Raw genomic sequence first — 22,795 nt, forward strand, 5'->3', positions numbered from 1 at the left:
CGGCATGCAGATCTACACGGTAGGCGGCGCAGTCAGGGATAGATTATTGGGCCTGTCCGTCAAGGACAGAGACCATGTGGTGGTGGGCAGCACGCCTGAAGCCATGGTGGCGCTGGGCTATCGGCCTGTGGGCAAGGACTTTCCGGTATTTTTGCACCCCGAAAGCCATGAGGAATATGCGCTGGCCCGTACCGAGCGCAAAACCGCCAAGGGCTACAAAGGCTTTGTTATCCACGCTGACCCGGAGGTGACGCTGGAGCAGGATCTTGCGCGCCGCGATCTCACCATCAATGCCATTGCTGAAGCTGAGAATGGCCAACTGATAGACCCTTATCATGGCCTGGCGGATATCGAGGCCAGAGTATTCCGCCATGTCAGCCCCGCCTTCAGCGAAGACCCGGTACGTATACTGCGCGTAGCACGTTTTGCCGCCCGATTTACCGACTTTACCCTGGCCGATGAAACCTTGACGTTGATGCGGCAGATGGTGGAGGAGGGCGAGGTAGATGCCCTAGTGCCTGAGCGTGTCTGGCAGGAGTTGGCCCGTGGGCTGATGGAAGCCAAGCCCAGCCGCATGTTTGAGGTGCTGCGTGCCTGCGGTGCCTTGCAGCGCATACTGCCAGAACTGGATCAGCTGTTTGGCGTACCGCAAACCGCCAAATATCACCCTGAAGTCGATACTGGTCTGCATATCATGCTGGTGATTGATTATGCTGCGGCACAAGGCTTCAGCCTGCCTATCCGTTTTGCCGCATTGACGCATGATCTGGGCAAGGGCACCACCCCCAAAGATGTATTGCCACGCCATATCGGCCATGAGGAGCGCAGCGTCAAGCTGTTGCAGCAAGTAGTCAAACGCATGCGCGTGCCCAATGATTGCAAGGATTTGGGCCTGGTGGTGGCGCGTTTTCATGGCAAAGTGCATCAGGTGTGTGAAATGCGCGCCGCCACTGTGCTGACGTTTTTACAGGAAACCGATGCCTTGCGCCAGCCGCAGCGTTTCAAGGATTTTCTCAGTGCCTGTGAGGCCGATGCGCGCGGGCGCACGGGCTTTGAGCAACAGGAACTGCCCTATTTTCAGTTGTTGTTGGATATACTCAAGCTAGTGCAATCTGTGGATGCCGGGGCGATTGCCCAGGCGCAAACTGACCCCAGTCGCATCAAGGACGCCGTGTTTGCCGCCAGGGTGCACACCATGGAACAACACTATCAGTTTCCGCTGAGCCAGAGTGTGACTGGTGGAAGCGGCTGATGGTCTACAGGCTGGTCAGGAATAAAGGGAGGTGATAAAATGAGAACCATTCTCAATTTTGTGCGTGCCTTGAGGCATGCCCTTGCCCATATCAAACTGCGCTCCATGACTCAGCCTGGCCATTTTCAAACCCTGTATCGTGGGCACCATCATTGGTTGCAAAGCTGGTTGCGCAAAAAGCTGGGCTGCCCGGAGCAGGCCGCTGATATTGCCCAGGACACTTTCGTCCGGGTGCTGGCCGCTGAAAATGAGCGCCCTCTGCAACAGATTCTGGAACCCAGAGCCTATCTCACCACTATCGCCAAGCGTCTGATGGTGGATTTCTTCCGCCGTGCCGATCTAGAGCGTGCCTATCTGGCGGAGTTGGCCGCGCTGCCCGAAGCCTTGCAACCTTCTCCCGAGCAAAGACTGCAAGCCTTGCAATTGTTGCAGGAAATGGACCAGATGCTGGATGGCCTAAGCCCCAGAGTCAGGCAAGCCTGGCTTTATAGCCGACTGGATGGTCTCAAGCATGCCGACATTGCCGAGTTGATGGACGTGTCTGTACCCCGGGTGCGGCAATATCTCGCCCGTGCCGCACGCCAGGCTTATATTCTACGTTTCGGCACAGCTGAGCCTGGTGAGGTCAGTCAGGCGCTGCCTGCGGTGCCTAGTGAATCCCTTTAAAGCTATTGTTGCCAGTGACCACCGTTTCCAATCAGCCTGACTCTTCTGTTTCCAGCCAGGCAGTTTCCAACCAGCCAGTCTCTAGACGCGTACTGGATCAAGCCATTGATTGGCAGGTACGCATGAGTTCAGGTGAGGCCACGGAGCGCGATACGTTGGCGCTGGAGTTCTGGCTGTCTGCCCATCCTGATCATGTGCGCGCCTGGCAGCAATTGGCCAGCCTGGATGCGGCGCTGTTGCCTGCCGAGGCTGGTGCTGTGCGCAGCATATTGACGCGCCCAATCAAATCGCAGCGGCTGAAGCGCATGGCAGGCTCGCTAGGTATGCTGGCCATGTTGTGCGCGGGCTTGGCCCTGCTCGATCAATACCTCCCTCTGGCGCATATATTGGCGGATTTCCAGACGGTGCAGGGTGAGCGCAAGCTGGTGGTGCTGGAAGACAATACTGTCATCCGTCTCAATACCCGCAGTGCGGTTGACCTGGCCTACGATGAGCAGCAGCGCACCATTATCTTGCGCGAGGGTGAAATAGAAGTTGAAACCGGACACAGTGCGCAGGAAAGCCGACCCTTGGTGGTTGTAACGCCTGCGGGCAGCATGCAGGCGCTGGGTACGCGCTTTGTGGTGCGAACGCTGGCGGGCGAGTCCAGCCTGGTCAGTGTTACCGAGTCAGCCGTGCTGGTCAGGCCTGCCTATTGCACGGCGGTGCCCGCAGATCCCTGCGAAGGGCAGCAATTGCTGGAGGAAGGTCAATCCATGATCATGGGGGCGCGCAGTCTGACCCCGGCATTGCCCAGCCCGCCATTCATAGACGCCTGGAAGGATGGCATGCTGGTGGTAGAAAACGCTACCCTGGGCGATGTAGTGGCAGAACTGGGACGCTATCACCTGGGCTACCTCAAGGTCAGCCCGGAAGTGGCAGACCTGCGCATCAGCGGCACTTTCCCTGTGGATGATATTGATTTTGCCGTGCATGCACTGGGTGCGGCCCTGCCTGTGCGTGTACAGAAACTAGGTCAGTTCTGGATCAGCTTTGCCCCGCTTAAAGACATAGGCTTTGCGCAAAAGCGCGAGCCAGCGGCTACCAATATCAAGCCTTAGCCTCATGTCTCAGCGCGCAGTCTTAAGTTCATGCCTTAGCCTCATGCATTAGTCTCATGGCTTAGCTCATTAGCCAATTGAGTCTTCGCTGGCTGGTGTTCTCACCACAGTAGATCGCAATAAATATTATTTGCACCCCCTCTCACTTTTTTTATCTGGTTCGGCAAGCAGAAAAGAGCGCTGCTTCTAGATGCTCAGATTGAACCAAGGGGAATCCATTGCGAAATACTGTATTACCATCCATTGCACCAGCAAACTCTCAGCCTGGCATTGCCAGGCTGAGGCCTATCGTTGCCGCCTTGTTGCTGGCAACTGCCGCCAGCCCAAGCTTTAATGCCTATGCAGCAAGTACTGTTGCCACATCTGCGGTGCAGCCTTATGCGCTGCCAGCAGCGTCACTGTCCAGCACTCTGAATCAGATTTCCCATGCGGCCAAGATCACCTTGAGTGTGGAGGCCAGCCTGGTAGCAGGCAAAACTTCCAGCCCGGTCAGTGGCAACTACACGCCACGTCAGGCGCTGGAACAGGCGCTGCTGGGCACAGGCTTGAGCCTGGTAGAAAACGAGCCAGGCAGCTATGGCTTGAAGCGGGTGGAACAGGCGGGTAACACGCCTGCCGCCAACCATGCGCCACAGCAAGGTAGCTTGCCCGAGGTGGCGGTGGTGGCCAAGAGCGAACGTCGCAGTGCCACTACCGATGGTACGGCTTCTTATGCCTCGCCAGTAGTCACCATAGGCAAGGGCGAGCAGGCGCTCAAGGATATTCCGCAGTCGGTCAGCGTGCTGACACGCCAGCGCATGAATGACCAAGGCCTGGTGGATCTCACTGACGCCGTCGACAATATCACCGGGCTGGTAGCGACGCGTGGTGTGGGTGCTGGTACTGTCATCAGTTCACGCGGCTTCCAGATCAACACCATGCAATATGACGGTGTGCCGCTGGTGCGCAATATGTATTCACTGGGCAACTGGAGCCAGGACACCCTGGCCATGTATGACCGCGTTGAAGTGTTGCGTGGGGCTGCGGGTCTGTTGCAAGGCACAGGCAGCCCGGGTGGTGCGATCAATTTCGTGCGCAAGCGCGGTCAGGCCGAACATACGCTCAGCCTGCAGGCCAAGGCAGGTTCCTGGGATCAGTACGGTGTGCAGCTGGATGTAGGCGGCCCGCTGAATGCCGATGGCTCGGTACGCGGCCGTCTGGTGCTGGATGAGGACAGGGCTGGCTCTTATATCAATTATGTCTGGCATAGAAACCAGACTGCCTATGCCGCCCTGGATTTTGATCTGGGTGCCAATACGGTGCTGGGTGTAGGCATCAGCCATCTGGATAATCAGTCGCGCCCCAGTTTTGTGGGTTTCCCGCGTTATGCCAATGGCAATGATATTGGTTTGTCGCGCTCGACTTTTACGGGCGCCACCTGGAACCGCGCCAGCAATACGCAAACCACGCTTTATGCCGACCTGACGCATCAGTTTAATGCGCAGTGGCGTTATAAGCTGAGTGCGACCAGCATGACCGAAGATAATGAAAATGTGCATCAGCGCGCTGCCGGGGCAGTCGCCAATGATGGTTCTGGTGTGCGCTATGGCGATTTTGCAGTGGATTTCCACGGCCGCAGTCGTGGCCTGGATATGTTTGTGCAAGGCAATTTTGCCGCGGCTGGCTTGCAGCATGAGCTGGTATTGGGTGCCAATTATGCCAACTATCAAACTGAGGATGCCTATGCGCGCCGATGGACATCAGGGGCCAATATCTTCAATCTGAACAATCACCGAGCTTGGGAAAACTTTGACAGCATCGCCGCGGGTGGCGTGCGCGTAGAGAGTGAATACAACACGCGCCAAACCGGGGTCTATACCACGCTGCGTACCAAGTGGAGCGACAATCTGACCTCCACCATAGGCGGACGCAATAGCTGGTACAAACAAAGTTATGCTCAACCTGGCTCCACGCCAAGCGTGGAACAAGGCAACGGCCGCTTTACGCCTTATCTGGGTCTGGTATATGCCTCAATGATGCCTGGTCGGTGTATGGCAGTTATACCGATGTTTTTGAAACCCAAAGTGCACGTACTGTTAGCGGCTCTGTGCTGGAGCCAGTGATAGGCAGCAATTACGAGGCAGGGATCAAGGGTGAGTTTGCCGATGGCAGGCTGACCAGCTCGCTGGCGGTGTTCCGCTACGATCATGAAAACCGTGCCGTGCTGGATTATGCCGCAGGCATGGTCTGCGGCACGGGCTATTGCTCCAAGGCGGCAGGTGAGGTGCGTAGCCAGGGGGTAGAGGCTGAAATCAATGGCGAGTTGTTGCTAGATTGCAAGTGTTCACTGGCTATACCTATAACACCACCAAGTTCCTCAGTGATCCGGTCAATCAGGGCAGCATTTTCAGCACCTGGACGCCTAAACATCTATTGAAGGTCTGGGCCAGCTATCAACTACCTGGGCAATTCAACAAGCTGACGCTGGCAGCTGGCGTCAATATGCAGAGCCATGTCGTAAGCTATGACAATGTTTTTGAGATTCCCGGCTTTGCGGTATGGAATGCCAGGGTGGCTTACCAGCTTAACCCGGAGCTGTTGTTGTCACTCAATGCCAATAACCTGTTCGATAAACGCTATTTTGTGCCTTCCTACAATAGTACAGGCAGTAACAACTATTACGGCGAGCCCAGCAGTGTGATGCTGACGCTGCGTTATAGTCCGCGCTTGAAGTAAGCACCAGGACGCAAGCAGCAAAAAGCCCCGCAGTGCGGGGCTTTTTATTCAAACACTGGCTAGGTGCAGTACAAGAGCAGATTACTCTTCCAGCCCGTACAGCAAGGTCAATTGCTGCTGCACATATTCCATAGGTTTGCGCTTGAAGCCGCTCTTGCCAAACTGGTGCCAGCGACCAATCACAAAACAGATCAGCAGATTGGCCTGGGATTCCGGGTCAAACTTGCGGCCAGTCTGCGTCTCGGCGATGCGCAGGCTTTGCTTGAGGGTGGACTCTATGCGGTCAAACAACTGGTTGATACGGTTTTGTAGGCTGGCATCTTCGTTCACCAATGCATCGCCAATCAGCACGCGCGTCATGCCGTGGTTTTTCTCCGCGAACAACAACAGGATGGTGACAATACGGCGTGCCTGGCGCAGGCCTTCGGTTTCTTCGGTGGTGATCTTGTTGATCAGGCCAAACAGGGTTTGCTCTATGAATTCAATCAGCCCATCAAACATGCGGGCCTTGCTTGGGAAGTGGCGGTAAAGTGCCGCTTCACTGACTTCCAGCCTGGCCGCCAGCGAGGCCGTGGTGATCTTTTCGCGCTTGGGGGATTCCAGCATTTTTGCCAGGGTTTCCAGGATTTGCTGTTTGCGTTCTCCAGGTTTCAAAGCCATTTCTCACCTCATTCATGCTAATTATTTATGGTTCTACTTGATGCTTATGCCAGCCCTTGCTGCCGTAATTCCAGTACGCTGGAAATGCGGATATCTACATAGCTGGGGCGCTTGGGCTTGGGCGATACCCAGATGGTTTTCATGCCCAGGCGCTTGGCAGTCATCAGTGCAGACAAAGTATCTTCTACCAGTATGCAGCGCCCCGGCCTCACATTCAGGGTCTGCAGCAAATGCTGGAAACCACGCAGGGCAGGTTTGGGGTGGAAACCTGAGGATTCCACGCTGAATACCTGATCAAACACATCATCAATCGCGAGCAATTTTAACACTCTTTTGGCATATGTCATCGGCGCGTTAGTGAATACTACCTTACGCCCAGGGAGTTGCTGCAAGGTGTGTCTGAGCATTTTTACCTTGCGTACCAGGAGATGTAAATCGTCGAGTTGGTGTGTGGTTTGCAGAAAATGATGCGGGTGCACCCTATGATGCCGTATCAGCCCTTGAGCGTGGCGCCATAGATGCGCCAGTAATGCTGCCTGAGCAGTGTGGCGGCTTCTTCCGCCATGTCCAGTTCAGACATGATGTAGCGCGTCATCTCCACATGCAGACGTGGAAAGACCTCGGCATCCGCATCATGCAGCGTATTGTCGAGGTCAAAAAGCCAAATCTTGTTATTCATGCCAAAATCTTGCGGCACAGGCAAAGCCTGAGAGTAGGGGCTTACTTGATGCCACTCTGTGGGACTTTGCAAAGCCTGTGTATCTGTCGTGATTACTTGGCAGTAATCAGCGTACCCACCCCTGCATCAGTCAACACTTCCAGCAGCAGGGCATGTTCAACGCGACCATCAATGATGTGCACGGATTTAACACCACTACGTGCGGCATCCAAGGCAGAACTAATCTTGGGCAGCATACCGCCCGACAGGTACCATCGGCCACTAGGTCGTCAATCTGCTTGGGAGTAAGTCCGGTCAGCAGATTGCCTGCCTTGTCGAGTACGCCAGGCGTGTTGGTCAGCAGAATCAGTTTTTCTGCGCCCAGCACTTCAGCCAGCTTGCCTGCTACCACATCGGCATTGATGTTGTAGGTTTGGCCGTCGGCACCTACGCCTATGGGCGCGATCACAGGAATGAAATCACCGCTGTCGAGGAACTGGATCAGGCTGGGGTCTATGCCACTGATATCACCGACCTGACCGATGTCGATATAGTTTTCTGGATGTTCTTTATCCTGCACCAGCAGTTTGCGCGCATGGATAAAGTTGCCATCCTGACCAGTCAGGCCCACGGCCTTGCCGCCATTGCGGTTGATCAGGTGCACGATTTCCTTGTTGACTTGGCCGCCCAGCACCATTTCAACAATATCCATGGTTTCTTCGTCGGTGACGCGCATGCCCTGGATAAATTCACCTTTCTTGCCCAGCTTGTCCAGCAGCTCATTGATCTGTGGGCCGCCGCCGTGCACGACCACAGGGTTCATGCCGACCAGTTTGAGCAGCACAACATCGCTGGCAAAACATTCCTTGAGGTGGGGGTCGGTCATGGCGTTGCCGCCGTATTTGATGACGATGGTCTTGTCGAAAAAGCGCTTGATATAGGGCAAGGCTTCGGCAAGGGTCTGGGCTTTCTGGGCAGCAGTGGTTTCGTTGAGCATAAGGCGGATTCTGGATAACAAGTTGGATATGGGACTATTTTAACCGCAAACCTGTGAAAATCATGTGGCAGGCGCAAACTCAAGCGTAAAACGGTAGACTTAATGCGTGATGTCGCAAGCCAGGCCGCCCCCAACCTATTGAGGAATCCGCATGTCCAGTGATATTGAGATTGCACAGCAAGCCAAACTCAGAAAAATCAGCGAAGTGGCCAGAGGGCTGGGGCTGCAAGAAGACGATATTGCGCTCTATGGACACTACAAAGCCAAGATCAACTGGCCCGCCATGGCAACTGCCGCCCGGCAAAATGCCGCCTTGCTCAAGCCTGCGCCTGCCAAGCTAATACTAGTGACTGCCATCAGCCCCAGCCCTGCTGGCGAGGGTAAGACCACCACCACAGTGGGTTTGGGTGATGCACTGCAACGTCTGGGCAAGCGCGCGGTGATTTGCTTGCGTGAGCCTTCGATGGGGCCTGTCTTCGGTATGAAGGGTGGTGCGGCTGGGGGCGGTCATGCCCAGGTGGTGCCCATGGAAGATATCAATCTGCATTTCACCGGGGATTTTGCTGCGATAGCGCTGGCGCATAACCTGCTGGCGGCCATGATAGACAACCATATACACCACGGTAACCAGTTGCAGATCGATCCACGCCAGATCAGCTGGAAGCGCGTGATTGACATGAACGACAGAGCTTTGCGCCAGATGGTGATAGGCCTGGGTGGCAAGGTGAATGGCCAGCCGCGTGAGGATGGCTTTGATATCGTGGTCGCTTCCGAAGTCATGGCCGTGTTCTGCCTGGCAGAATCGCTCAAGGATTTGCGCGAGCGGCTGGGTAATATCGTCATAGGCTATAGCTTTAATGGCGCTGCGGTCACGGCGCGTGACTTGCAGGCGCATGGCGCCATGACGGCTTTGCTGAAAGATGCGATCAAGCCCAATCTGGTACAGACGCTGGAGCATACCCCGGCGCTGCTGCATGGCGGGCCTTTCGCCAATATTGCCCATGGCTGCAATTCCGTGATTGCGACACGGCTTGCGATGCAGCTGGGGGAATACGTAGTCACCGAGGCCGGGTTTGGGGCTGACCTGGGCGCGGAAAAGTTTATTGATATCAAGTGCCGCAAATCTGGCTTGCGGCCAGATGCCTGCGTGGTGGTGGCAACAGTGCGGGCGCTGAAATACCACGGCGGCGCCGAACTGCAAGCCTTGCAGCAGGAAGACCTGCTTGCGCTGGAGCGTGGCCTAAGCAATCTGGAGCGCCATGTTGCCAATGTGACCCAGCGCTATGGCTTGCCCTGTGTAGTGGCGCTGAATCGCTTTAACCATGATACGGCGGCAGAACTGGCCTTGCTGCAACAGTATATGGATAAGCTGGGGGTGAAAGTCGTGCTGGCCGAACATTGGGCACACGGTGGGGCAGGGGCAGAAGCGCTGGCGCATGAGGTGATACGGCTGGCTGAAGCTGGCAGCGCAGGTGCTTCTTCAATGCGCTTTGTTTATGAAGACCAGGATAGTCTGTGGGATAAGCTGGGCAAGGTGGCGCGGGATATTTATGGTGCCACGGATATCCATGCCCCCAGACGGGTGCGCGCGATTATAGATAAGCTGCAAGAGGAGGGTTACGGCCATTACCCTATCTGCATTGCCAAAACCCAATATTCATTTTCTACCGACGCTTCCAGACGTGGCATCCCGCATGAGCATGTGTTGACGGTGCGCGCAGTGCGGCTGTGCGCAGGGGCGGAGTTTGTGGTCATGATTTGCGATGACATCATGACCATGCCAGGCTTGCCGAAAACCCCTTGTGCCACGCAGATTGATATAGACGATGATGGTCGTATCACCGGGCTTTATTAGTACGTTCTGATAAAGCCCGGTGATACGGCGGCGGGATACTAGGCCAATAGCTTGCTAAATACCTTAGAGCGGCGTTGCAGGTTGTAAAGCTGCTGCTTTTCACCGGGCAGGGTGGCGACATCCGTTTCCAGGAAGCCACGCTCCAGGAACCAGTGTTCGGTACGGGTAGTCAGCACGAACACCGAGCGCATGCCCAGTTCCTTGGCCTGTTGTTCACAGTAGGCGAGCAGGCGGTCACCCCGGCCGCCACGGCGGAATGAAGCGTGAATTGCCATGCAAGCCAGCTCGGCAGTGCGCTCCTGCTTGAAGGGGTAGAGTGCCGCGCAGCCTATGATCTTGCCGTCATGTTCCATGACGTAGAAATGATGGATTTCCATTTCCAGACGCTCACGACCGCGCCTCACCAGTATGCCTTCGTTTTCCAGTGGTTCTATCAATTGCAGAATGCCGCCCACATCGCTGATGTCAGCCGGGCGTAGTGATTCCAGCGGGTCTTCGGTCACCATGGTGCCTATACCGTCATGGGTGAACAATTCCTGCAAAATAGCACCGTCTACATGGCGGCTGATCAGGTGCGTGCGTGCCACGCCCTGGCCGCAGGCGCGTACCGCGGCAGGCAGGTAATACAGCTCATCCTCGGTAATCTGCTGCGCGCCTTTCTGGTCTATATGGCGCAGCAGATTGTTGGCCTTGTCCGTGGTCATCTCGCGCAGCAGTTCGCCACGGACGTTGTGCACGCCGGACGAGTCCATGAGGAAGATGAGCTTGTCCGCATCCAGCGCAATGGCGGCGCTGGATGCGACATCTTCCAGTGTCAGGTTGAACACCTCGCCCGTGGGGGAATAGCCCAGTGGCGACAGCAACACCAGCTCACCATCATCCAGACGTTTTTGTATGCCAACCGCGTCTACCTTGCGTACCTCGCCTGTGTGCTGCAAATCCACACCTTCGCGTACGCCTAGCGGTTTGGCGGTGACAAAATTGCCACTCGCCACACGAATATCAGCCCCGGCCATGGGGGAGTTGATCAAGCCCATGGATAGCAGCGATTCAATTTCCACGCGCACTGCGCCATTGGCTTCTTTCACAGCTCCATGGTTTCATCGTCAGTGACGCGCAGGCCGTTCACCAGCCGCGTCTGTATTCTTGCGCGCTTGAGGCGGCTATCAATCTGCGGGCGTGAGCCGTGCACCAGCACCAGCCGCACTTCCAGGCTGGCCAGCAGGTTGAGGTCGTGCGAGAGCGCGACAAACTGCCCGTCATCCACCACCTCGCCACCAAAGGCAATCACAAAGGTGCGGCCACCAAAGGCATGAATATAAGGCGCAGCAGAACGGAACCAGCGTACAAACTCCTGCGGTTGATGCAGGGTCAGGCGCGAGGTGTTGGTGCTGTTGCCGCTTTCAGATTCACTTTGCGCATAAAGATGCGCCGCCGTGCAGTCGAGTGCGGTGCAGAGCTTGCGCAGCATGCCTTCGGAAACGCCCTGGGTGCCACGTTCAATGCGCGAAAGATTCCCGCTATTGGCATTGACGCGGCGCGCCAGCTCTTGCAGCGTCATATTGAGGGATTTGCGGCGCTTTCTAATCGCGTTGCCTATGGACATGGGCAGCTACTCCAGATCGGGTGAGCTGCTATTTTGCTTTAAAAGCATATTTGCAGGCAAATCTATGTTGCGCGCAGTTTTCAGGCGCAGGCTTTTATTGGGTGAAGCTAGCCGCAGCCGGGCTGCTAGCTGGCGAGATCACCCCATAGCGCTTGCATGGCGGCGATGGTGGCCAGGGCTGCGGTTTCGGTACGCAGGATGCGTGGCCCCAGCCTGACGCCTTGGTAGCCATGGTCATGCGCCAGGCGAATCTCAGCTTCGCTCAGCCCACCTTCTGGCCCTATCAGCAGGCAGATGTTGCCTGTGGGGGCTGTGAGCTGGGCCAGACTGGGTTGCGCCATTGGGTCCAGGGTCAGCTTGAGCGCAAATTCATCTGCCGAGGCTAGCCATTGCGGCAGGCTCAAGGGCGCGGCCACTGATGGTACATAGGCGCGGCCAGACTGCTCGCAGGCGGAAATGGCCACGTTTTGCCAGTGTTCGCGGCGTTTATCGGCGCGCTCACCACTGAGTTTGACAATGCTGCGCTGGCTGGAAATAGGCTGAATGCTGTGCACGCCCATTTCTACCGCTTTCTGTATGGTGAAATCCATGCGGTCTCCCGAGGAGATCGCTTGCGCCAGCGTGATGCGCAGCGGCGATTCATTCTCCTTGGGTATCTGCTGCTCTATGCGGCGCTGACTTCCTGCTTGCGCACGCTAGTCAATATGCCGGTGTAATCGTAGCCATCACCATTGAATAGAATAACCTGGTCGCCCACCTGCAAGCGCAAGGCGCGCGTGGCATGCACGGCGGCATTCTCTGGCAACTGAATGGTGTGGCCTGCTGGCAGGGGATTGGGGCAGTAAAAGCGTGGGGTGCTCATGGCTTGGAGTGATACTATTGAGGAATCAGGAAATTCTAATGTAAGGAGCAGGCATTATGGCAAGTCTTAACCCGCCGGTGTGCGATTTTGGCTGGAAGGCACCCGATTTCAAATTGCCCGGTGTTGATGGGCGGGATTGGTCGCTGGCGGAGGCAAAAGGTGTCAATGGCACGCTGGTGATGTTTATCTGCAATCACTGCCCCTATGTGCAGGCAATACGTGAGCGGCTGGTGCAGGATGTGCGGGCCTTGCGTGAACTGGGCATCAATACCATCGCCATTTCCTCCAATGATGTGATCAATTACCCGGATGATAATTTTGAGCGCATGGCAGAAGTAGCGCGGGAATATCATTTTGCTTTCCCCTACCTGCTGGATGAAAGCCAGGAGGTGGCAAAGGCCTACGGTGCGGTGTGCACACCAGATTTCTTTGGCTTTAATGCGCATCTTGAGTTGCAGTACCGCGGACGCTTTGATGATCAGGCCGCAATATGACGCCGCTGGAAAACCCTACACGGGATTTATATCTGGCGATGAAGCACGTGGCTGAGACCGGGCGTGGCCCGCTGGAGCAGATTGCCTCCATCGGTTGCTCCATCAAGTGGCGCGCTGATCTTTGAACTATCACTCAGGCATGCCCCAGTTAAGCTACCCAGGCATGACGCAGGCTAGATTAAGCGCTTAGACCGGAATGTTAACTTTATATGTCAAGTTATCAGTCCGAACTAGCGCTTTGCCTAGGCCACTTCAGTAACATTAATCTTAATACTGGTATTGCTGAATCCTTCCATCTCAGGAATAATTACGGGCTAAATACCTCTGCGAAACTGTAGCTAGTCTGTTGTTTGCGGCAGTTTCAGCATCGCTTCCCCATTCGGGGATATTTCAAGGGGTTTTCAAGAATTTGAGGCTAGGCTTCCTCCAGCCATGTTGCGCTGGCGGGGCCTTTTTCTCTTCAACCGTAGGGAGATAAGTATGGCAGCAACTCGTCAAGATTTAGCAAACGCCATCCGTGCGCTATCCATGGACGCAGTTCAGAAGGCAAATTCTGGACACCCAGGCGCACCGATGGGCATGGCAGACATCGCAGAGGTTCTCTGGAACCACCATCTGCGTCACAACCCAAGCAACCCTGAATGGGCTGACCGCGACCGTTTCATTCTGTCCAACGGCCACGGCTCCATGTTGATTTACTCCTTGTTGCATCTTACTGGCTACGCACTGCCTATTGATGAACTCAAGACTTTCCGTCAACTGCACTCCAAGTGTGCTGGCCACCCTGAGTACGGCTATGCCCCTGGCGTTGAAACTACCACTGGTCCTCTGGGTCAAGGTATCACCAATGCTGTTGGTTTTGCGATGGCTGAAAAGTTGCTGGCTGACCAGTTCAACAAGCCAGGTCACGAAATCGTTGACCACTACACATACTGCTTCCTCGGCGATGGTTGCCTGATGGAAGGTGTTTCCCACGAAGCTGCTGCTTTGGCCGGTACTTGGGGCCTGGGCAAGCTGATCGCTATCTGGGATGACAACGGCATCTCCATCGATGGTCACATCGAAGGTTGGTACACAGATGACACCGCTAAGCGCTTTGAAGCTTACGGCTGGCACGTGATTCCTAACGTTGACGGTCACGATGCTGCTGCTGTTGAAGCGGCTATCCAAGAAGCCAAGAAGGTAACTGACAAGCCTACCTTCATTGCTGCCAAGACCATCATCGGTAAGGGTTCCCCTAACAAGTCCGGTTCCCACGATTGCCACGGCTCTGCTCTGGGTCTGGAAGAAGTTGCCGCAACTCGCGAAGCTATCGGCTGGACACACGAGCCATTCGTTATTCCTGAAGAAGTTTATGCAGGTTGGGACGGCAAGGCCAAGGGTGCCAAGCTGGAAAGCGAATGGAACGCCAAGTTCGAAGCTTATGCCAAGATCTACCCAGCTGAAGCTGCAGAATTCAAGCGCCGCACTGCGGGTGAACTGCCAGCTAACTGGAAGGAAGCGACTGACGCTTTCATCAAGGCAACCAATGAAAAGGCTGAAGCTGTTGCTACTCGTAAGGCTTCGCAAAACGCGATTGCTGCGCTGGCTCCAGTACTGCCAGAATTCATCGGCGGTTCTGCTGACTTGACAGGTTCCAACCTGACCAGCTACTCCGGCTTCAAGCACGTTGATGGCAAGAAGCCAGGCAACTACATCTCCTACGGTGTGCGTGAATTCGGTATGTTCGCGATCATGAACGGTATGGCACTGCACGGTGGCGTATTGCCATTCGGCGGTACTTTCCACATGTTCTCCGACTACGCCAAGAGCGCTCTGCGTATGGCAGCGTTGATGAAGCAGCGCACTATCGCTGTTCTGACACACGATTCCATCGGTCAGGGTGAAGATGGTCCTACTCACCAGCCTATCGAGAACACCGCTGGTCTGCGTTACATTCCTAACATGGATGTATGGCGTCCTGCTGATTCCGTTGAAACTGCTATCTCCTGGGTAGCTGCTGTTGAGCGCAAGAATGGCCCAAGCAGCCTGGTGCTGAGCCGTCAGAACGTTCCTGGCATCAAGCATGACGAGAAGCACTTCGACCTGATCCGCAAGGGTGGTTATGTATTCTCCGACGTTGAAGGCAAGGCTGATGTCATCATCATCAGTAACGGTTCCGAACTTGATCTGGCGATCAAGGCTGCGGCCGAACTGAATGCTGCTGGCACCAAGGTGCGTGTGGTTTCCATGCCATCTACCAATGTGTTCGATCGTCAAGATCAAGCATACAAGGACAGCGTATTGACTCCAGGCGTGAAGCGCGTAGCTGTTGAAGCTGGCGTGACCGACTTCTGGCGCAAGTACGTTGGTCTGGAAGGTGCAGTCGTTGGTATCGATACCTTCGGCGAATCTGCTCCAGGCGGCGTATTGTTCAAGCACTTCGGCTTCACAGTTGAAAATGTTGTGAAGACCGTCAAGTCCGTGCTGTAATGCAATGACGTAACTAAAAAAGGGGGCCCTGTTGGCTCCCTTTTTGTTTTTAAAAAGAGGAAAACCCCCATGACTATCAAGGTTGGCATCAACGGCTTTGGCCGTATCGGACGCATGGCATTCCGTGCGGCGATCAAGGATTTTACTGATATTGAAATTGTGGCGATCAACGATTTGTTGGAGCCTGACTATCTGGCCTACATGCTCAAGCATGACTCAGTGCATGGCCGTTTCAATGGCGAAGTCGAGGTCAAGGGCAATCAACTGATCGTCAATGGCAAGCCCATACGCCTGACGGCAGAGCGTGACCCTGCCAACCTCAAGTGGGATGAAGTCGGCGTGGATGTGGTGGTGGAATGCACAGGCTTCTTCCTCACCGAAGAAACCTGCCAAAAGCACATTGAAGCAGGTGCCAAGAAGGTGGTGCAATCTGCACCTTCCAAGGATGACACGCCTATGTTTGTTTATGGCGTCAATCACGACACCTATCAGGGCCAAGCCATCGTCTCGGCAGCGTCTTGCACCACCAATGGTCTCGCCCCCGTGGCTAAAGTACTGAACGACAAGTTTGGTATCAAGCGTGGCCTGATGACTACCGTGCACGCGGCGACTGCTACCCAGAAGACTGTAGACGGCCCTTCCAACAAGGATTGGCGTGGCGGTCGTGGCATTCTGGAAAACATCATTCCTTCCTCCACTGGGGCTGCCAAGGCCGTGGGCAAGGTAATTCCAGCGCTCAACAAAAAGCTCACTGGCATGGCGTTCCGTATTCCAACTTCTGACGTATCCGTGGTTGATCTGACCTGTGAACTGGAAAAGCCAGCGACTTACGATGAAATCATCGCGGCGATGAAGGCGGCTTCCGAGAACGGCCCACTCAAGGGCGTGCTGGGCTTTACCGATGAAAAAGTGGTGTCCACCGATTTCCGTGGCAATGCCTATCCCTCCATCTTCGATGCAGATGCGGGCATACAGCTTGATCCTACCTTCGTCAAAATTGTCGCCTGGTATGACAACGAATATGGCTACACCTGCAACATGATGCGCCTGGTGCGCCATGTCGCGGCTTAATTGCAAGGAGCTGCCATGTCCGTAATCAAAATGACAGACCTAGACCTTAAGGGTAAGCGCGTATTTATTCGTGCTGACCTTAACGTGCCAGTGAGTGATGGCAAGGTTACCTCTGATGCGCGCATCACAGCCTCACTGGCGACCATACAGCATGCCGTCAATGCTGGGGCACGAGTGATGGTGACCTCGCATCTGGGCCGTCCTGAAGAAGGTGTGTATTCCAAGGAAAACTCGCTCAAGCCAGTGGCTGACGTGCTATCTGCCAAACTGGGTAAGCCTGTACGCCTGATCAAGGATTGGGTGGAAGGTGGTTTTGATGTGGCAGAAGGCGAAGTAGTACTGCTGGAAAATTGCCGCTTCAACACTGGCGAGAAGAAAAATCTCGAAGCCACCGCTCGCAAGTATGCCGCGCTATGCGATGTGTTTGTCATGGATGCGTTTGGTACTGCACACCGGCCGAAGCCTCTACCTATGGTGTGGCGCAATATGCGCCTGTAGCCGCAGCTGGCATCTTGCTGGTGAACGAGCTGGATGCCCTGGGCAAAGCCCTGCTGGAGCCTGCACGTCCGCTGGTGGCCATTGTGGGTGGTTCCAAGGTTTCCACTAAACTGACCGTGCTGGAAAGCCTGGCAGAAAAGGTAGACCAGATGGTGGTTGGCGGTGGTATTGCCAACACCTTCCTCAAGGCAGCGGGCAAGCCCGTGGGCAAATCGTTGTGCGAGGATGATCTGGTGCCGACGGCACAAAGCCTGACCAAGACCATGGCTCAGCGTGGCGCAGCGTACCTATCGCTACCGATGTGGTGTGCGGCAAACAGTTTGATGCCAATGAGCCTGCCGTATTGAAGGCAGCAGAAGACGTGGCCGCCGATGACATGATTTTCGATATAGGCCCGGATTCGGCACAGCAACTGGCTGACATCATTCTCAAGGCTGGCACTGTGGTGTGGAATGGCCCGGTAGGTGTATTCGAGTTTGACCAGTTTGGTGCGGGCACCAAGACAATTGCCGAGGCAATTGCCAAGACCAAGGCGTTCACCCTGGCGGGTGGTGGTGACACCATCGCTGCGATTCAGAAATACGATATCTATGATCAGGTTTCGTATATCTCGACCGCGGGTGGCGCTTTCCTGGAGTTCCTCGAAGGCAAGAAATTGCCTGCGGTGGACATTCTGGAGCAACGCGCACAAGGCTAATCACAGCCCTGTAAGTTAAAAAAAGAGCCCTAGTGGCTCCTTTTTTTTGCTATTTAGTTTTTTTGCTATTGATTTGTCTATACTTGATCTTGAATTGCCCAACTGGATTTTGTGTCACATAAAAAGCAGACAATCAGCACCATTTGAGCATTGATGTGTCATTCCATTGATTGCGGACAACAGGAGTTGCAGATGACATTGCGCAAAACCAAGATCGTGGCCACGCTAGGGCCAGCTTCCAGTGATGAAGCCATACTCGAAAGTATGGTGGACGCCGGAGTGGATGTAGTCAGGCTGAATTTTTCCCATGGCACTGCTGCCGATCACATTGCGCGCGCTGAGCTGATACGCGATATCTGCCGTCGCAGCGGCCGCCCTGTCGGTATCTTGTGCGATCTGCAAGGCCCTAAAATCCGCATCGGCAAATTTGAGAATAATCGTATTCTGCTCAAGGTTGGCGAGCGGTTTATTCTGGATGCCAGTTGCCCCTTGGGCAATCAGGAGCGCGTGGGCCTGGATTACAAAACCCTGCCCGATGAAGTGGAGCCAGGGGCCGTGCTGTTGCTGGATGATGGTCGCATCGTGCTGCACGTGGAGGCCGTGGAGGGTAGGCAGGTCATCTGCACCGTGACTGCTGGTGGGGTGCTATCAAACAACAAAGGCATCAACCGCCAGGGTGGCGGCCTGTCAGCCGAAGCCCTGACGCAAAAAGACCGAGACGACATTGTGACCGCGGTGGCGCTGGAGGCTGACTATATCGCCGTCTCATTCCCGCGCAGCGGCGAGGATATCGAGCTGGCACGGCAACTTGTGGAAGAGGCAGGCGGTCATGCCGCCATCGTCGCCAAGATTGAGCGCGCAGAGGCAATAGAAGCGCTGGATGAAATTATTGAGGCCTCGGATGTGATCATGGTGGCGCGCGGTGATCTCGGTGTTGAGGTGGGTGATGCTGCCGTGCCTGGGCTGCAAAAGCGCATGATACGCAGCGCCAGACTGAAGAATAAACTCGTAATCACGGCCACCCAGATGATGGAATCCATGATTTCCAGCCCGATTCCCACTCGTGCCGAGGTGTCTGATGTGGCCAATGCCGTCATCGATGGTACTGATGCCGTCATGCTCTCGGCGGAAACCGCCGCCGGGCAATATCCGCTAGAGGCAATTCAAGCCATGCATAGAGTCTGCATGGAGGCCGAGCGCGAATACGACAGCCATCACCTGCAAGCCCCGATCAATGACGAGTTTGAATTCATCGATGAAGCCATCTCCATGGCCTCGGTGTATGTGGCGGAGCATCTCAACGTCAAGGCGATTGCGGCGCTGACCAAATCAGGCTCCTCTGTCACCTGGCTCTCACGCTCCAACACCAATGTACCCATCTACGCGCTCACTACCGAACGTAACACGCGGCGCAAACTATCGCTGTATCGTGGTGTTTATCCCTATCATATTGAACAGCCGAGCAAGGATCTGGGTAAGATTCTTTATGATGCTGAGGAAACCCTGCTGAGGCTGGGGGCGGTGAACAAAGGGGACTTGATGATGCTGACGTTTGGGGAGCCTATAGGCAAGGCCGGTGGCACCAACACCCTGCAGATCGTGCGCGTGGGTGAACACCGACGCGAGCAGCGTTGAAGCCGGAGGCACTACCATGGCATTGATCAGTCTGCGACAATTGCTGGACCATGCTGCCGAGCATGATTACGGCGTCCCAGCTTCAATTTCAATAACCTCGAGCAGTTGCACGCCATCATGCAGGCAGCCCATGCCTGCGACAGCCCGGTCATCCTGCAAGCCTCAGCCGGGGCCAGGCGTTACACCGGGGAGGCGTTTCTGCTCAAGCTGGTGGAGGCTGCCCTGGCCAGTTATCCCCATTTACCCGTGGTGTTGCACCAGGATCATGGCGCCTCGCCCCAGGTCTGCCAGCAAGCCATAGACAGCGGCTTCAGCAGCGTGATGATGGATGGCTCCTTGCTGGAGGATGCCAAGACACCTTCCAGCTATGACTACAACATCAACGTCACGCGCAGCGTGGTGGAGGCTGCACATGCCGTGGGTGTGTCGGTGGAAGGGGAACTGGGCGTGCTGGGTTCTCTGGAAACAGGCTTGGCCGGGGAAGAAGATGGTGTGGGTGCCGCAGGCAAGCTGGATCATGCCCAGATGCTCACCAGCCCCGACGAGGCCGTGGATTTTGTTGCACGCACCGAGGTGGATGCGCTGGCGATTGCGATTGGGACTTCGCATGGTGCCTATAAATTCACGCGCCCGCCTACAGGGGAGACGCTGTCCATACAGCGCATAGGTGAAATTCACGCCCGGCTGCCGAATACGCATTTAGTCATGCACGGTTCATCTTCGGTGCCGCAGGAGTGGTTGCAGGTCATTAACCAGTATGGCGGTGAGATTCCAGAAACCTATGGGGTGCCGGTCGAAGAAATTGTGCAGGGCATCCGGAGCGGGGTGCGCAAGGTCAATATTGATACCGATCTGCGCATTGCCTTTACTGGTGCCTTGCGGCGTTTTCTGGCACAGCCTCAGCATCAGGCCGAGTTTGATCCTCGCAAGATATTGAGTGCGGCCACGGCTGCCATGCAGGATTTATGTCAGGCCAGATATGAGGCGTTTGGCTCGGCCGGGCATGCGGGCAAAATCAAGCCCTTATCTCTGACGCAGATGGCCATGCGTTATCGCCAATCAAGCTAGGGGTGCAAGGCTGAGCTGCTGCACGACATGCTGTGATTACAGCGTATAATGCGGGCATCTACAGCGAGGTTTGCCCCATATGCAGCCCAATAAATTCAGCAAAATAGGTCAACATGGCATAGGCTTTGTCGAGCAGGCCATGCTGATCTTCATCACCATTGCCACTATCGTTGCCACAGGTCAGGCCGTCGCGCATATCTGGGTGGCAGGGGCAGTGACGGTGGCAGATTTGTTGCTGCTGTTCCTGTACCTCGAAATCCTCACCATGCTCAACCACTACCTGGGTTCGGGCAATCTGCCAGTGCGCTATCCGCTGTATATCGGCATCATCGCCCTGGCGCGCTATCTGGTGCTGGATATCAAGGAGCTTGAAGCCTGGCGCATATTCGCGGTTTCCGCCTCCATACTGCTGATTGCCGTGGCCATCCTGGTGGTGCGCTATGGGCATGTGAAATTCCCCTATTCCGATGGTCATGAGCCTGAACACAATCATGGCCCTGACCATCACTCCAAATAGTCTTAGTGATAGAAGGACACTGTTTTGACTACACCTTTAATGCAATCTAGCATCAAGAGCCTCAAGCTCATCAACCAAGGCAAGGTGCGTGATATTTATGATCTTGATGACCAGCACATGTTGCTGGTGGCGAGTGACCGCCTGTCGGCGTTTGATGTCATTCTGCCCACCCCCATCAAGGACAAGGGCGCGGTGCTGACCCAGATCGCCAATTTCTGGTTCGACAAGTTGCAGCATGTAGTGCGTAACCACCTGACTGGCATTGATCCTGACACCGTAGTGAGTGACCCTGCCGAAAAGGCGCAACTGGGCCCACGCGCGCTGGTAGTGAAAAAGCTCAAACCGTTGCCGATTGAAGCTATCGTGCGTGGTTACCTGGCGGGTTCTGGCTGGAAGGAATACAAGGCCAGCCAAAGCGTGTGCGGCATTCCGCTGCCTGCTGGCCTGCAAGAGGCCTCACAATTGCCCGAGCCGCTGTTCACGCCTTCGAGCAAGGCCGAAGTGGGTGACCATGACGAAAACATCACGCTGGAAAAGTGCGCACAATTGCTAGGCCAGGAACTGGCGGACAAAGTAGCCAAGGTCAGCGTGCAGTTGTACAAGGAAGCCGCCGCCTATGCCTTGAGCCGTGGCATTATCATTGCCGACACCAAGTTTGAATTTGGTTTGGACGAGGCGGGCGAGCTTTATCTGATAGACGAAGTGCTGACCCCGGACTCCTCACGCTTCTGGCCGCAGGATCAATACCAGTTGGGCAGCAACCCGCCCAGCTTTGACAAACAATACGTGCGCGACTGGCTGGAATCCACAGGCTGGAACAAAACAGCGCCCGGCCCGGCCTTGCCAGACGATGTGGCGGCCAAGACTGGCGAGAAATATCGTGAGGCATTTGAGCGCCTCACTGGCAGGCCTTTCTCCTGAAACAAACACTCAAAGTGCTAGGCCAGCGGCTTAAAGCCCTGGCCCAGCAACTCAAGCGCGAGCTGGCGGTGTACCGCCAGGTGTTGCGCCATCCGCAGACACCTTGGCTAGCCAAGGTGTTTCTGGGCCTGGCGGTAGGCTATTTGCTCATGCCGTTTGACCTGATACCAGATTTTATTCCGGTGCTGGGGCAGTTAGATGACCTGGTCATTGTGCCGCTGCTGTTTTATCTGGGACTGCGCTGTGTGCCCGAGCATATCGTGCAGCAATGCCGCCAAGAAGTTGCACAGGCTAGTGCGGCAGGCACTTGAAGCCATAGTCAGGATAGTCAGGCTGCGCTAAAATCCCTGCGATTTCATGCGTCCCCACGCGTGTTTAACGATTTCGCTGCAATATTTTTTTAAACTATAGAACCAGATTAAGGATCACGCGATGTCCCTCTGTAATGTGCCGGCAGGCAAAGATATCCCTAACGATTTTAACGTCATCATCGAAATCTCGATGCGCGGCGAACCCATCAAGTTTGAAGTGGACAAGGATAGCGGCGCGGTGTTTGTTGATCGCTTTATGGGTACTTCCATGCATTACCCATGTAACTATGGTTACATCCCGCAAACCCTGTCTGAAGATGGTGACCCGGTTGATGTGCTGGTCATCACCCCTATCCCACTGCAACCCGGTGTGGTGATTCGTTGCCGTGCAATTGGCGTGCTGACCATGGAAGATGATGGTGGTGTGGATGCCAAAGTATTGGCCGTGCCTGTGGACAAAATCTGCCCACAATACAAGGACATCAAGAGCTACAAGGATATCCCTGAGTTTCAGCTGGCACCCATTGCGCACTTCTTCGAGCACTACAAGGATCTGGAAAAGGGCAAGTGGGTCAAGGTTGGTGAGTGGAAAGATGCAGACGCTGCCAAGCAAGAAATCGTTGCTGGCGTGGAGCGCCACGGCAAGGAATAATCATTCCAGGCTGGCGCTATTGAAGTAATAAAAAAGAGGAGCTGTCGCTCCTCTTTTGCTTTTAGTAAAGCTGGATTCTTATCGTTGT

16 protein-coding genes and 6 pseudogenes are annotated in these 22,795 nt (G+C 55.2%); 15 read left to right on the forward strand and 7 right to left on the reverse strand.

Annotated elements, in window-relative coordinates; all coding sequences use genetic code 11:
* The first annotated feature begins 4 nt into the window (after nt 1-4).
* The 4 genes and pseudogenes from JCM2850_RS05255 to JCM2850_RS22450 all read left to right on the forward strand — a co-directional run bounded on the left by JCM2850_RS05255 (nt 5) and on the right by JCM2850_RS22450 (nt 5,733).
* Nucleotides 5-1,252 (forward strand): multifunctional CCA addition/repair protein, encoded by a 1,248-nt coding sequence (locus JCM2850_RS05255; RefSeq protein ID WP_025870276.1) that lies wholly within the window; start codon nt 5-7, stop codon nt 1,250-1,252.
* A 105-nt stretch (nt 1,253-1,357) separates the two neighbouring features.
* Nucleotides 1,358-1,918: a sigma-70 family RNA polymerase sigma factor gene (locus JCM2850_RS05260; RefSeq protein WP_025870278.1), complete on the forward strand. Its 561-nt coding sequence runs from the start codon at nt 1,358-1,360 to the stop codon at nt 1,916-1,918.
* Between the two features lie 14 nt (nt 1,919-1,932).
* A complete protein-coding gene (locus JCM2850_RS05265) occupies nt 1,933-3,018 on the forward strand; it encodes a FecR domain-containing protein (protein WP_148301200.1) in 1,086 nt (361 codons plus the stop codon).
* A gap of 449 nt (nt 3,019-3,467) precedes the next feature.
* A pseudogene (locus JCM2850_RS22450) lies at nt 3,468-5,733 on the forward strand (TonB-dependent siderophore receptor).
* A gap of 81 nt (nt 5,734-5,814) precedes the next feature.
* Here JCM2850_RS22450 and slmA read toward each other — a convergent pair.
* The 4 genes and pseudogenes from slmA to argB form a co-directional block, all read right to left on the reverse strand.
* Entirely contained in the window at nt 5,815-6,393 is a 579-nt protein-coding gene (gene slmA, locus JCM2850_RS05275) for a nucleoid occlusion factor SlmA (protein WP_025870282.1), read from the reverse strand.
* Between the two features lie 44 nt (nt 6,394-6,437).
* Nucleotides 6,438-6,800, reverse strand: coding sequence for an HAD-IA family hydrolase (locus tag JCM2850_RS23805; protein WP_369384828.1), 363 nt, complete (start codon nt 6,798-6,800; stop codon nt 6,438-6,440).
* A gap of 86 nt (nt 6,801-6,886) precedes the next feature.
* A complete protein-coding gene (locus JCM2850_RS23810) occupies nt 6,887-7,072 on the reverse strand; it encodes an HAD family hydrolase (RefSeq protein WP_369384829.1) in 186 nt (61 codons plus the stop codon).
* A 92-nt stretch (nt 7,073-7,164) separates the two neighbouring features.
* Nucleotides 7,165-8,048 (reverse strand): annotated as a pseudogene (gene argB / locus JCM2850_RS17295) (acetylglutamate kinase).
* 151 nt (nt 8,049-8,199) lie between these two features.
* On the opposite strand from argB, the gene JCM2850_RS05290 reads away from it, so the two are divergent.
* Nucleotides 8,200-9,903, forward strand: a complete 1,704-nt coding sequence (locus JCM2850_RS05290) for a formate--tetrahydrofolate ligase (protein WP_025870284.1) — start codon at nt 8,200-8,202, stop codon at nt 9,901-9,903.
* Between the two features lie 38 nt (nt 9,904-9,941).
* On the opposite strand, the pseudogene argA reads toward JCM2850_RS05290, so the two are convergent.
* From argA to JCM2850_RS23815, 3 genes and pseudogenes are all read right to left on the reverse strand, one after another.
* Nucleotides 9,942-11,509, reverse strand: a pseudogene (gene argA / locus JCM2850_RS17300) (amino-acid N-acetyltransferase).
* Nucleotides 11,510-11,634: 125 nt separating this feature from the next.
* Entirely contained in the window at nt 11,635-12,177 is a 543-nt protein-coding gene (locus JCM2850_RS17305; protein WP_369384841.1) for a 16S rRNA (uracil(1498)-N(3))-methyltransferase, read from the reverse strand.
* On the reverse strand, nt 12,174-12,371 hold the full coding sequence (locus JCM2850_RS23815; protein ID WP_369384830.1) for an RNA methyltransferase PUA domain-containing protein: 198 nt from the start codon (nt 12,369-12,371) through the stop codon (nt 12,174-12,176). Before JCM2850_RS23815 ends, JCM2850_RS17305 begins: the two co-directional genes overlap by 4 nt.
* Before the next feature lie 56 nt (nt 12,372-12,427).
* On the opposite strand from JCM2850_RS23815, the pseudogene JCM2850_RS17310 reads away from it, so the two are divergent.
* The 10 genes and pseudogenes from JCM2850_RS17310 (at nt 12,428) to ppa (ending at nt 22,707) form a co-directional block, all read left to right on the forward strand.
* A pseudogene (locus tag JCM2850_RS17310) lies at nt 12,428-12,990 on the forward strand (thioredoxin family protein).
* Nucleotides 12,991-13,345: 355 nt separating this feature from the next.
* Nucleotides 13,346-15,337 carry a transketolase gene (tkt, locus tag JCM2850_RS05310; RefSeq protein ID WP_025870286.1) on the forward strand — a complete coding sequence of 664 codons (1,992 nt, stop codon included), beginning with the start codon at nt 13,346-13,348 and terminating at the stop codon, nt 15,335-15,337.
* A gap of 69 nt (nt 15,338-15,406) precedes the next feature.
* On the forward strand, nt 15,407-16,408 hold the full coding sequence (gene gap, locus JCM2850_RS05315; RefSeq protein WP_025870288.1) for a type I glyceraldehyde-3-phosphate dehydrogenase: 1,002 nt from the start codon (nt 15,407-15,409) through the stop codon (nt 16,406-16,408).
* 15 nt (nt 16,409-16,423) lie between these two features.
* A pseudogene (locus JCM2850_RS17315) lies at nt 16,424-17,603 on the forward strand (phosphoglycerate kinase).
* A gap of 192 nt (nt 17,604-17,795) precedes the next feature.
* Nucleotides 17,796-19,238: a pyruvate kinase gene (pyk, locus tag JCM2850_RS05325; RefSeq protein ID WP_025870291.1), complete on the forward strand. Its 1,443-nt coding sequence runs from the start codon at nt 17,796-17,798 to the stop codon at nt 19,236-19,238.
* A gap of 16 nt (nt 19,239-19,254) precedes the next feature.
* Nucleotides 19,255-20,306 (forward strand): annotated as a pseudogene (fba, locus tag JCM2850_RS17320) (class II fructose-bisphosphate aldolase).
* Between the two features lie 79 nt (nt 20,307-20,385).
* Nucleotides 20,386-20,823, forward strand: coding sequence for a phosphate-starvation-inducible protein PsiE (locus tag JCM2850_RS05335; protein WP_025870293.1), 438 nt, complete (start codon nt 20,386-20,388; stop codon nt 20,821-20,823).
* 24 nt (nt 20,824-20,847) lie between these two features.
* Nucleotides 20,848-21,744: a phosphoribosylaminoimidazolesuccinocarboxamide synthase gene (locus JCM2850_RS05340; protein ID WP_025870295.1), complete on the forward strand. Its 897-nt coding sequence runs from the start codon at nt 20,848-20,850 to the stop codon at nt 21,742-21,744.
* Nucleotides 21,745-21,758: 14 nt separating this feature from the next.
* Nucleotides 21,759-22,055, forward strand: coding sequence for a YkvA family protein (locus JCM2850_RS05345; RefSeq protein ID WP_025870297.1), 297 nt, complete (start codon nt 21,759-21,761; stop codon nt 22,053-22,055).
* Nucleotides 22,056-22,176: 121 nt separating this feature from the next.
* Nucleotides 22,177-22,707 (forward strand): inorganic diphosphatase, encoded by a 531-nt coding sequence (gene ppa, locus JCM2850_RS05350; protein WP_025870299.1) that lies wholly within the window; start codon nt 22,177-22,179, stop codon nt 22,705-22,707.
* Nucleotides 22,708-22,795: the final 88 nt, after the last annotated feature.

The sequence above is a fragment of the Methylobacillus glycogenes JCM 2850 genome (assembly GCF_000617925.1).
GTDB classification, from domain to species: domain Bacteria; phylum Pseudomonadota; class Gammaproteobacteria; order Burkholderiales; family Methylophilaceae; genus Methylobacillus; species Methylobacillus glycogenes.